This window comes from Serratia sp. TSA_7 (assembly GCF_052692135.1).
This window is the reverse complement of sequence record NZ_JBQZFU010000010.1, coordinates 145024-157010: the sequence shown is the minus strand read 5'-3', so window position 1 is coordinate 157010 and position 11987 is coordinate 145024. Positions and strand designations below refer to the sequence as shown.

The window sequence follows — 11987 nt, the reverse complement described above, 5'->3', positions numbered from 1 at the left end:
CTGGATATCGTCTTGTGGAGTGCCCACACAGATTGTCTGATAAATTGTTAAAGAGCGTTCGTTACTGAGATAACTCTCGGTAACGCGGGAGGTGCATATTACGCCTTCCCGCTGAAGAGTCAAGCTTTTTTCTTATTAAGAAACGGTGTTTTCACCGGCTTGCTTCTTCCTGGCTGGGCGACTGGTTCTCGTTAGAGGAGTCGTTGTTCCCGGTCAGTGGAGGCGCATTATAGGGAGTTCTCAGAAGCCCGCAACCCCTAATTTCAATATTTTTTCCAACCGTTGAATGTTTAACCAAAACCCCGTTAAAGAGGCAGTTTTTTCAACGATTTAAAGCCATAACCCTGCAAAACGGGCAATAAAGCGTCAGTGTCTTCATTCAACGCCATGCAATACGCCAGATTATCTTCCTGAGTCGACACCAGATTTTCCTGCGAAGAAATAAGCCAAGCGGTGCGGCGAGCAATAGCCGCACCGGAATCCACCAGTCGGGTTCCCTCAGGCAACACCTGCATTAACTCTTCGGCTAATAAAGGGAAGTGGGTGCAACCGAGTACCACGGTATCCGGCGGCTCGCGCATGCTCAGCCATGGATGCAGAATTTTCTTCAGCGTGGCCAGCGGTACGGCTTCACCGTGCAGCTTGGCTTCCGCCAGTTCCACCAGTTCTGAAGATCCCAATAGCTCGATCTTGCAATCGGTAGCGAAGCGGGCAATCAACTCATGGGTATAGGTGCGCTGTACGGTACCCCGGGTCGCCAACAGCCCGACAACGCCATTGGCGGTCAAGCGGGCAGCAGGTTTAATCGCGGGCACTACGCCCACTACCGGGAAGGTAAAGCGCTCGCGCAGCGCCGGTAGCGATACGGTACTGGCGGTATTACAGGCGATGACGACGATCGCCAGAGGATGCCGCTGTTGCACCGCGCTGACAATCTCCAGCACGCGTTCAACGATAAACTCTTCGGATTTCTCGCCGTAGGGGAATGCCACGTTATCGAAGGCATAGATATAGTGGAGGTCCGGCAGCAATTGCCGAACCTCCTGATACACCGACAGCCCGCCGACGCCGGAATCAAATACCAGCACCGTCGGGCGGGGCGTCGCGGTGGTGTTAGAAGGTATAGCTTCCAGTGAGGTAGTATTCTCTTCCTGGAGTAGCGTAGCCATAAGCCGTCTCATAATCTTTATCAAACAGGTTGGCAATTCTACCACGAACTGTCAGATGAGATGTGACCGGATACGAAACTGCGAGATCCCACAGGCTGACGCCGCCGAGTTTAACGCTTTGCTCTGGGTAGGTGCTGTAGTCTTTGTCATAACGCTCACCCAGATATTGATAGGTGACTGCCCAGTCAAAATCATAAACCTGCCAATCCAGCTCATACTTCACCTGCTGTTTGGCACGACGCAGCAGAACTTCATTAGTTTTGGCATTGCGTGGATCGACATAGTCGTAACCAATGTGATGGGTTAACGGACCGGTGTCGAATGAGGCAGTAGCTTCAATACCTTTAATAGTGGCCTTGCCGACATTGTAATAAACGTAATTGGTCTCGCCGGTGGCATCAATCAGGTTATCAATATCGTTGCGGTAGCCGGACACGCGCCAGGTTACCGGCCCAGTCAAACCTTCAAAGCCGCCTTCCCACTGTTTGCTTTCTTCTGGCTTCAAATTAGTGTTGTTGCCGAAGTTGCCATACAGTTGGCTCATATTGGGTGCTTTAAACGCCGTGCCATAAGAAGCGATGAAACGATACCCGTCGACAAATTCCCAGGCAGCGCTAGTTTGCCAGGTGCCGTGCCAGCCGAATTCAGAGTGATCATCGCCACGTACCGCACCTTCCAACGTGACCGGGCCAACCAGTTGCTGCGCGGTAAGGTAAACACCGGCATTGCGTTGGGTTTTTTCACCGTTAACCGTAGTAGAGTCTGGCTTGATTTGCTGGTGTTGCCAGTCAATCCCTGAACTGACCGTCCCTTGGCCCACCTGAAGCGTGTTCCCCCACTGCAGATTGTATTGCTCGGCGTCTACCAAACTTGCCGAGCTGTCATGCATGCCCAGACGTGGATCGTAATCATAATCCTTACTGTGGCTGTAGCTGCCGATCAACTGCGTTGCGTAGATACCTTCCTTATAACGCAGGCCAGTATCCCAGGTTTGACTGTACAGTTTGCGGGTATCGACCAGCGGACTGGTTGGCGAAGAGTAGTAAGCGTCATAAGCCGTACGGTTGTCATAACCGTAGCCACGAACAAAACCGCTGATAGCCTCGCTGAATTGATGATCAACGGCGCCGTACAGCGACTTGCTCATGAAACCGTCGCGATCCTGCTGGCTTTGCATGCCAGTGTTGCCATAGGCCACCACATCATAGCCTTTGGTATAGGTATAGTTGCCTGCAACCGTCGCTACCGTACTCTCGCCCAGTTGTTGCTGAGTAGACGCATCGTAAGCCTGATAGCCATTGGAACCTACACCGGCGGAAAGCGTGGTGCCATTCTTCTCGCGGGTAGTAATAATGTTGACCACCCCGCCGATGGCATCAGATCCGTACGCTGCCGAACGCGGTCCGCGGATATATTCGACTTTTTGCACCAGCGAGATCGGGATCTGGCTGAGGTCGGAAGAGCCGCTGACGCCGGCCTGATTAAGGCGAATACCGTCAATCAGCACCAACACATGGCTGGAGTTGGTACCACGGATAAACAGCGAGCTTTTTTGCCCCAGGCCACCATTTTGCCCGACATCCACGCCCGGCAAACGACGCATCACGTCGGTCAGGCTTTTGGCCTGCCAGCGGTCGATATCATCACGGGTAACAACAGAGGTTGGCGCCAGCACGGAAGAAACCGGCTGCGGGAAGCGGTTGGCGGTAACCACCAGGTTATCGCTGTTATTGGCTGTGGTGTTGTCTTGCGCCCATCCAGAAAAAGCCGTGACGGAGGAAACCACCATCAGCAGCGTATTTTTTGTAATTGTCATGAAAAAGCATCCAAACTTAATTGGCGGATGCCGCAGGATCATGGCCGGTAATTCGCGACGGCCACGGACATTGCGACGTAATACCGGCAGGTCTTCGGGCTTGGGAGTTACAAGTTGCACAGGCAACCTGCACCAGGCGATGACTTCCCATCCTGCAGTGGACAGTGTCTGCGTAAAAACGCTATCGCCGTGACTTCCCCTTACCGCTGCGCGTCAGCTCCGGATTCACACCGGATTCCCTTTTCACTCGCTGCTTGAGGCCGGACGGCAATGCTACGATCAATGTAAATAGATGTCTAGACTTCCACTAATGTTACAAATAATAAACACGACAAAACTGGACTTCACGGGCTGATTCCCTACAATCCCCGCTGATCAAATTTGCCTGACGAGAAGAAACATGACGCCCGAGAATTTGCCTATTGAACGTTACGATGACCAACTGGCGGAGAAAACTGCCCGGCTGAAGACGCTGATGTCACCGTTCACGGCACCCGAGCCGGAAGTGTTCCGCTCGCAAGTCGAACATTACCGTATGCGCGCCGAATTCCGCATCTGGCATGATGAAGACGAGATGTATCACATCATGTTTGACCAGCAGACCAAGCAACGTATCCGCGTCGATCGTTTCCCGGCCGCCAGCGAATTGATTAACCGCCTGATGAGCGCACTGATCGCCGCTATCAAGCCAGAGCCCATCCTGCGCCACAAGCTGTTCCAGATTGACTATCTGTCGACCCGCAGCGGAAAAATCATTGCTTCGCTGCTGTATCACCGCAAACTGGATGAGGCCTGGCAACAACAGGCGGAAAAGCTGCGTGATAACCTGCGCGCACAGGGCTTTGATTTGCAGCTGATTGGCCGCGCGTCGAAAATGAAAATCATGCTGGATCAGGATTATGTAGACGAAGTCCTGCCGGTCGCCGGCCGCGATATGATCTACCGCCAGGTGGAAAACAGCTTCACCCAGCCGAACGCGGCAATGAACATACAGATGCTGGAATGGGCGCTGGACGTGACGACCGGATCTAAAGGCGACCTGCTGGAACTCTACTGCGGCAACGGTAACTTCTCGCTGGCGCTGGCGCGTAATTTCGAGCGGGTGTTGGCCACCGAAATAGCCAAACCTTCGGTCGCGGCGGCGCAGTACAACATTGCGGCCAACCATATCGATAACGTGCAAATTATCCGCATGGCGGCGGAAGATTTTACCCAGGCGATGAACGGGGTACGGGAGTTTAACCGGCTTAAAGGTATCGATCTGAGCAGCTATAACTGCGAAACCATTTTTGTCGATCCGCCGCGCAGCGGGCTGGACGATGAAACGGTAAAAATGGTGCAAGCCTATCCGCGTATTTTGTATATCTCATGCAACCCGGAAACGCTGTGCGCCAATCTGGAAACACTGCAGGAAACTCACCGCGTCAGTCGTCTGGCGCTGTTTGATCAGTTCCCGTACACCCATCATATGGAATGCGGTGTGCTGTTGGAAAAACGCGTATAACCTGACAGGGGCGCCGTTGCTGCGCCCCTGCCTAACCTTTACGCCTGCGTATTCCCCTCCAGCGCCTTGCGCGCCTTCAGCTTCACGCCAATCCAGAGCACCAGCGCCACTGCGACAATCGCAGGCAAGAAGTTAGAGCCAATCTGCGGGTATTCCGCGCGCACGATCGCACTGTATAACAACACCCCCAACAGGAAACAGGCTGCGGCCAGTTTCGGCATGCCATCCGGCATGGCGCGGTGCTGATAACGTTGGTGCAGGCAGTACACCGCCAGAGCCAAAGCGATTATCGGGAAAATAGAAAACGGCACTACCGAGCTGAACAACGCGGCAAACGAACCGTTGATTGAAAGGCCGGCAATCAACGCCAGCAGTAAAGTGCCATTCTCACGGCCTGATTTTTCCATCATTTTCTACCTTTATACGTGGGACACAGAAGCTTTTTCTTGCTCGCGGCGATACCAGTAATAAGCGCCCTTGGAAATCATCCGCAGTTGCAACACTAAACGTTCCTCAAGCCGACGACGTTGGTCGATGTCAATATCCAGCGCTTCGGCGCCGGCGCTGAACACGATAGTCACCATGGCTTCCGCCTGCGCTTCGGTGAAGCTGCGCGGCATATGGTTTTCCAGCTCGAGGTAATCCGCCAGTTCGGCGATAAAATGTTGGATCTCGCGCGCCACCGCCGCACGGAAGGCGGCCGAGGTACCGGAACGTTCACGCAACAACAGGCGGAAGGCGTTGGGGTTGTTGCCGATAAACTCCATAAAGGTGGAGACCGAGGTGCGGATCACACTGCCGCCCTTGGCGATACGCTGGCGCGCCTGCCGCATCAGTTGGCGCAGCATCAGGCCACTCTCATCGACCATGGTCAGCCCAAGCTCGTCCACGTCACGGAAGTGGCGGTAAAATGACGTTGGCGCGATGCCCGCCTCGCGTGAGACTTCGCGCAAACTCAGGCTGGCAAAGCTGCGTTCGGCGCTTAGCTGGCTGAATGCCGCCTCAATGAGGGAACGACGAGTCCGTTCTTTTTGTTGTGCTCTGACGCCCATATGCATATCCAGATAAGATCCATTCATTGAGTCTAACGCCGTGGAGTCGGCAATATAGCAAATTTTATTGCAACAGCATTTATACAAACGCGTCCTGTCACAGTTTCAGCCTGTACCATTTGTGCTTTGCCTCAAAAAGCCTAATGGTGATTGGGCGCTCAGCGCTATGATGTTAAGATACCGTTGTAATTTTGTATAAGAACAGGTCTCTCCTACATGCAACAGCACTATCAATTTGATGCCATTGTAATTGGCTCGGGCCCTGGTGGTGAAGGTGCCGCTATGGGGCTGGTGAAACAGGGCGCCCGCGTGGCCGTTATCGAACGGTACAATAATGTGGGCGGCGGATGTACTCATTGGGGTACCATCCCGTCCAAAGCCCTCCGCCACGCCGTCAGCCGCATTATCGAATTCAACCAGAACCCGCTTTACAATAATTCACGCACGCTCAGTGCAACCTTCCCTGACATTTTACGCCACGCCGATAACGTCATTAATCAGCAAACCCGAATGCGCCAGGGTTTCTATGAACGCAACCAGTGCAAACTGTTTGCCGGCGACGCGCGCTTTATCGACGCCAACACCGTCAGCGTCAGCTACATGGATGGCACCCAGGACACCATCCGCGCCGATCATATCGTGATCGCCTGCGGCTCGCGCCCTTACCACCCGGCCAGCGTCGACTTCAATCATCCGCGCATCTATGACAGCGATTCCATTCTCGAACTGAGCCACGAACCGCGGCACGTTATCATTTACGGCGCCGGGGTGATCGGTTGTGAATACGCGTCGATCTTCCGTGGCCTGAACGTGAAGGTGGATCTGATCAACACCCGCGATCGCCTGCTGGCATTCCTCGATCAGGAAATGTCGGACTCGCTGTCATACCACTTCTGGAACAATGGCGTGGTGATCCGTCACAACGAAGAGTTCGAGAAGATCGAAGGCACCGAAGACGGCGTGATTGTTCACCTGAAATCCGGCAAGAAAGTGAAAGCGGATTGCCTGCTGTACGCCAACGGGCGTACCGGTAACACCGATTCACTCGGGCTGGAGAAGGTCGGTCTGGAGTCAGACAGCCGCGGCCTGCTGAAAGTGAACAGCATGTACCAGACCGCGCTGTCGCACATTTACGCCGTGGGTGACGTGATTGGTTATCCGAGCCTGGCATCCGCCGCTTACGATCAGGGCCGCATCGCCGCACAGGCGATCGCCTCCGGCGAAGCCAGCGGGCATCTGATCGAAGACATTCCGACCGGTATCTACACCATTCCGGAAATCAGCTCCGTCGGTAAAACCGAGCAGGAACTGACGGCAATGAAAGTGCCGTATGAAGTGGGCCGCGCCCAGTTCAAGCATCTGGCACGTGCGCAAATTGCCGGGATGAACGTCGGCAGCCTGAAGATCCTGTTCCATCGCGACACCCTGCAGATCCTCGGGATCCACTGCTTCGGCGAGCGTGCGGCGGAGATCATCCACATCGGCCAGGCGATCATGGAACAGAAAGGTGAAGGCAATACTATCGAATATTTCGTTAATACGACCTTCAACTATCCGACCATGGCCGAAGCCTACCGGGTAGCAGCGCTAAACGGCTTAAACCGCCTGTTTTAACGTGGTACTGAAGTAGTTCTGCATGTGCTCGCGGATCGCCTCGGCCAATTGCTCATAACGACTGCGCAATGGGGAGCCGGGGCGGTACACCAGCGCAATGGTGCGCTTCGGTTCCGGTTTATAACAGTCGAGGTAGCAGACGCCGTCTCGCTCACGCTGCGGCGGTACCGCAAGCGTTGGCAACAGGGTAATGCCGCTGCCTGCCGCCACCATATTGCGCAGCGTTTCCAGACTGGTCGCGCGAAAGTGGGTATCCTCGTCCGCCCCCGCCTGGAAGCAAAAACCCATCGCCTGATCGCGCAGGCAGTGGCCATCTTCCAGCATCAGCAGTTTTTCGCCCGCCAAATCCGGCATCGCTACGCGATCGCGCTGCGCCCATGGGTGATCGGAATACACCGCCAGCTTCATCGGCTCATCAAATAGCGGCACTTCGATAAAAGCTTCCGTTTCCTTCACCAGCGCCAGAATGGCGCAGTCCAGCTTGCCGCTGTCGAGTTGCGCCAGCAGTTGATGGGTCTGCGCTTCATGCAGGTACATTTCCAGCTTGGGAAAGGTTTTATGCAGGGTAGGAATGATCTGTGGCAGCAAATAAGGCCCGACGGTAGGGATCAAGCCGATATGCAGCGGCCCTGACATAGCTTCCCCTTGTTGGCTGGCCATCTCTTTCAGGACTTTGACTTCGCGCAGCACGGTACGCGCCTGCTCCACCAGCAACAAGCCCGCCTGGGTGAATAACACCTTGCGGCTGGTACGTTCGAGCAGCATCACGCCCAGTTCGTCTTCCAGCTTGCGGATCTGCCCACTGAGCGTGGGTTGGCTAACATGGCATGAATCGGCGGCACGGCGGAAATGCCGGTGCTCGGCCAAGGCGACCAGGTACTCTAAATCACGAATATTCATTTTTTCCCTCCAGACCATGATAGCTCATGGCGATAGATAAGATAGCAATGAGCGATTAGATCTATCAAGCCCCGACGTCAATAATGTGTCCCAACGAAGCGATACAGCGCTAACGGTCAAAAATTATTTTCCTAATTAAGGGGTTAATTCATGTTTACCAGCCAAGAAGGCAAAAAAGTTCCTCAGGTTACTTTCCACACCCGTCAGGGCGACCAATGGATTGATGTCACCACCAATGACCTGTTCAAAGATAAAACCGTCATCGTATTTTCTCTGCCGGGCGCGTTTACCCCGACCTGCTCTTCCAGCCATTTGCCACGCTACAACGAGCTGTCCAGCGTATTCAAACAGCACGGCGTTGACAGCATCTTGTGCGTCTCGGTGAACGACACCTTCGTGATGAACGCCTGGAAAGCCGATCAGCACGCCGAGAACATCACCTTCGTACCGGACGGCAACGGAGAGTTCACCAAAGGCATGAACATGCTGGTCGAGAAAGCCGATCTGGGCTTCGGTCCACGTTCATGGCGTTACTCGATGCTGGTGCGCAACGGCGTGGTGGAAAAAATGTTCGTCGAGCCCAACAAACCGGGCGACCCGTTTGAAGTCTCTGACGCCGACACCATGCTGAAATACCTGGCGCCGGAATTCAAAGTGCAGGAATCGGTTTCGCTGTTCACCAAGCCCGGCTGCCCGTTCTGCGCCAAAGCCAAACAGATGCTGCAAGAACGCGGTATCCAGTATGAAGAAATCGTGCTGGGCAAAGACGCCACCACCGTCAGCCTGCGTGCCGTCAGCGGCCGCGCCACCGTACCTCAGGTATTTATCGGCGGCCGTCACATCGGCGGCAGCGATGACCTGGAAAATTTCCTGTCAGCCTGATTAATCAATAATAACGAAGCCAACGTGAACTTTGGCGGGCTCCGGCCCGCCCTTTTTTTTACCTTTCAGGAGCGGATATGAAACAGTTGAATGTTGACGTCGCGGTTATCGGCGGCGGCACCGCCGGTCTGGGCGCCTATCGCGCTGCCAAACTTTCTACCCCCAGCGTGGTGATGATCGAAGGCGGGCCTTATGGCACCACCTGCGCACGCGTTGGCTGCATGCCATCCAAATTGCTGATCGCCGCCGCCGAAGCAGTGCATCAAATCGAGCGCGCACCCGGCTTTGGCGTGTATCCCGCCGGTAAAACCACCGTTAACGGCCGTGAAGTGATGGATCGCGTCAAACGCGAGCGTGACCGCTTTGTCGGCTTTGTACTGGAAGGCGTCGACGAGATCCCGGCCGCCGACAAGATTCACGGCTACGCCCGCTTTATCGACGACAATACCCTGCAGGTCGATGAACACACGCGCATCGTGGCGCAGCGGATCGTTATCGCCACCGGTTCCCGCCCAAGCTGGCCGGCAGCATGGAATGCACTGGGTGACCGGCTGATCGTCAATGACGACGTGTTTAACTGGGACGATTTGCCGCAGTCCGTCGCGGTGTTTGGCCCGGGTGTCATTGGCCTGGAACTGGGTCAAGCACTGCACCGTCTGGGCGTCGACACCAAAGTGTTTGGCGTCGGCGGCGCCGTCGGCCCATTAACCGACGGTGCGGTGCGCAGCTATGCCGCCAAAGCCCTGGGCGAAGAGTTTTATCTTGATGCCGACGTGAAGGTCGAGATGATGCAGCGCGAAGGCGACAAGGTGTTTATTCGCTACCAGGATCTGCAGGGTCAGCCGCAGGAAATCATGGTGGATTACGTACTGGCCGCCACCGGCCGCAGGCCGAACGTCGATAAGCTGGGTCTGGAAAACACCGGCCTCAAACTCGACGCTCGAGGCGTGCCACAGGCCGATCGTTCGACCCTGCAAACCAACGTGCCGCATATTTTCATCGCCGGCGACGCCAGCAACCAGCTGCCGCTGCTGCATGAGGCCAGCGATCAGGCACGCATTGCCGGGGCCAACGCCGGCAGCTTCCCGGAAATCACCCCAGGCCTGCGCCGCAGCGCGATTTCGGTCGTATTCTCCGATCCGCAGATAGCCATGGTCGGTTCGACTTTCCGCGAACTCAACGAGAAATTCAGCGCTTGCGGCTGCTTCGACGTCGGCGAGGTTTCGTTCGAGAATCAGGGGCGCTCTCGCGTGATGCTGCGTAATAAAGGCCTCTTGCACGTCTACGGCGAGCAAGGCACCGGGCGTTTCCTGGGTGCGGAAATGATGGGGCCGGACGTGGAGCATATCGCTCACCTGCTGGCCTGGGCGCATCAGCAGCAGATGACCATCAACCAGATGCTGGATATGCCGTTCTACCACCCGGTGATCGAAGAAGGCCTGCGCACCGCACTGCGCGACCTGCAGACCAAGCTCAAACTGGGTGAGACCGAGGCGGAACGCTGCCAGCGCTGCCCGGGCGAGTAAACCTCCATAAAAAAAGCGCGGCTCACACTGTGAACCGCGCCTTTATGAACCGACTAACTTAACTTAAAACAACCGCTGTTTCGCTTCGGCGATCGCGCTGGCGACCTGCTGAGGAGAAACGCCGCCCTTGGCCGAACGCTTGTCCAGGCAAGATTGCAGCGCCAGAATCGGGTACACGTCGTCGCCAATCACCGCGCTGAACTTCTGCAATTCGGTCAGCGTCAGCGCCTCAAGCGCCTTGCCCTGTTGGATGGCTTCTACCACCGCTTCACCGACGATATGGTGCGCCTCACGGAACGGCACGCCTTTGGCGACCAGATAGTCCGCCAGTTCGGTCGAGTTGGCGTAACCCTGCTCAGCCGCCTCTTTGCAGCGTGGGCGTTTCACCTGAATGCCGTCCAGCACCAGCGCCGCCATCTGCAGGCAATCCATCCAGGTATCCAACGCGTCGAACAGCCCTTCCTTGTCTTCCTGCATGTCTTTGTTATACGCCAGCGGCAAGCCTTTCAGCGTCATCATCATGCCGGTCAATGCGCCCTGTACACGGCCGCATTTGCCGCGGATCAGTTCCAACGCATCCGGGTTTTTCTTCTGCGGCATCAACGAAGAGCCGGAGGTTACGCGGTCGGACAGATCGACAAACGCCGCTTCGCCGCTGTTGAAGAAGATCAGGTCTTCGGCAAAACGCGACAGATGCACCATGCTGATGGAGGCATTCGACAGCAGCTCCAGCACGTGGTCGCGGTCGGAAACGCTGTCCAGGCTGTTGCGGGTGGCCGAGGCAAAGCCCAACCAACCGGCAAGCTGTTCACGATCGATCGGATAAGCGGTGCCGGCTAGAGCGCCGCTGCCCAGCGGGCTGACGTCCAGGCGCTTGAGCGTATCTTGCAGGCGGCTTTCATCGCGCGCCAGCATTTCCACATAGGCCAGGCACCAGTGAGCGAAAGTGACCGGTTGCGCGCGCTGCAGGTGGGTATAACCCGGCATCACCGCATCCTGATTGGCTTCGGCAGTTTCCACCAGCGCCTGCTGCAGTTGCACGATGGCCTGATGCAGTTCGCCGATTTGCTGTTTGCACCACAGTTTCAGATCGGTCGCGACCTGATCGTTACGGCTACGGCCGGTATGCAGCTTCTTGCCCAGATCGCCGACTTTATCGATCAGCTTCTGCTCCACCCAGCTGTGAATATCTTCCGCATCGCTGCTGACAATCGCCTGCGGGTCGGCCTGCACCTCTTCCAACAACACGCTCAAAGCCTGCTCAAGCTGTTGCTGCTCGGTTGCCGTCAGCACGTTGACGGTGACCAGCGCTTTCGACCAGGCCACAGAGCCAACAATGTCCTGTTCCGCCAGGCGATAATCAAAGCGCAAAGAGTCGTTTAACTGTTTGAACCGCTGATCTGCCGCCTGACTGAACCGTCCGCCCCAAAGTGCCATACCTTTACTCCTGTACCCGTCATACTTCGAGCCGCAGGTGTGTTGGCTGCGAGCGCTCACCCGAATCACTTACCGATGTAAGCTCAT

General features: G+C 55.9%; 10 protein-coding genes and 1 riboswitch. Of the genes, 4 read left to right on the top strand and 6 right to left on the bottom strand.

From position 1 onward, the window contains the following. Nucleotides 1-305: 305 nt before the first annotated feature. Together murI and btuB are read right to left on the bottom strand one after the other, a co-directional pair. Entirely contained in the window at nt 306-1169 is an 864-nt protein-coding gene (gene murI / locus ACUTQW_RS22880; RefSeq protein WP_020457658.1) for a glutamate racemase, read from the bottom strand. Beyond that, a complete protein-coding gene (gene btuB, locus ACUTQW_RS22875) occupies nt 1114-2985 on the bottom strand; it encodes a TonB-dependent vitamin B12 receptor BtuB (RefSeq protein ID WP_020439986.1) in 1872 nt (623 codons plus the stop codon). The genes murI and btuB overlap by 56 nt, the downstream gene beginning before the upstream one ends. Nucleotides 2986-3053: 68 nt before the next feature. Continuing rightward, nucleotides 3054-3265: riboswitch (cobalamin riboswitch) on the bottom strand. Between the two features lie 120 nt (nt 3266-3385). Here btuB and trmA point away from each other — a divergent pair. After that, the gene (gene trmA / locus ACUTQW_RS22870) at nt 3386-4489 is read left to right on the top strand and encodes a tRNA (uridine(54)-C5)-methyltransferase TrmA (RefSeq protein ID WP_006328795.1); all 1104 of its coding nucleotides are present in this window, start codon (nt 3386-3388) and stop codon (nt 4487-4489) included. 38 nt (nt 4490-4527) lie between these two features. Here the strand turns inward: trmA and ACUTQW_RS22865 are convergent, their stop codons facing one another. Together ACUTQW_RS22865 and fabR are read right to left on the bottom strand one after the other, a co-directional pair. Beyond that, complete coding sequence (locus ACUTQW_RS22865) at nt 4528-4896, bottom strand: YijD family membrane protein (RefSeq protein ID WP_006328796.1); 369 nt, start codon at nt 4894-4896, stop codon at nt 4528-4530. A gap of 12 nt (nt 4897-4908) precedes the next feature. After that, on the bottom strand, nt 4909-5541 hold the full coding sequence (fabR, locus tag ACUTQW_RS22860; protein WP_006317771.1) for an HTH-type transcriptional repressor FabR: 633 nt from the start codon (nt 5539-5541) through the stop codon (nt 4909-4911). A 216-nt stretch (nt 5542-5757) separates the two neighbouring features. Here fabR and sthA point away from each other — a divergent pair, with 216 nt between their 5' ends. Further along, nucleotides 5758-7155: a Si-specific NAD(P)(+) transhydrogenase gene (sthA, locus tag ACUTQW_RS22855; RefSeq protein ID WP_004953133.1), complete on the top strand. Its 1398-nt coding sequence runs from the start codon at nt 5758-5760 to the stop codon at nt 7153-7155. On the opposite strand, the gene oxyR is transcribed toward sthA, so the two are convergent. Further along, on the bottom strand, nt 7138-8055 hold the full coding sequence (gene oxyR / locus ACUTQW_RS22850) for a DNA-binding transcriptional regulator OxyR (protein ID WP_013814983.1): 918 nt from the start codon (nt 8053-8055) through the stop codon (nt 7138-7140). The genes sthA and oxyR overlap by 18 nt on opposite strands. A 150-nt stretch (nt 8056-8205) precedes the next feature. Here oxyR and ACUTQW_RS22845 point away from each other — a divergent pair, with 150 nt between their 5' ends. Further along, on the top strand, nt 8206-8937 hold the full coding sequence (locus ACUTQW_RS22845) for a glutathione peroxidase (RefSeq protein ID WP_004953139.1): 732 nt from the start codon (nt 8206-8208) through the stop codon (nt 8935-8937). A gap of 77 nt (nt 8938-9014) precedes the next feature. Then, nucleotides 9015-10463, top strand: a complete 1449-nt coding sequence (locus tag ACUTQW_RS22840; RefSeq protein WP_006328813.1) for a dihydrolipoyl dehydrogenase — start codon at nt 9015-9017, stop codon at nt 10461-10463. A gap of 63 nt (nt 10464-10526) precedes the next feature. Here ACUTQW_RS22840 and argH read toward each other — a convergent pair whose 3' ends face one another. Further along, entirely contained in the window at nt 10527-11900 is a 1374-nt protein-coding gene (gene argH / locus ACUTQW_RS22835) for an argininosuccinate lyase (protein ID WP_004953144.1), read from the bottom strand. Nucleotides 11901-11987 lie beyond the last annotated feature (87 nt).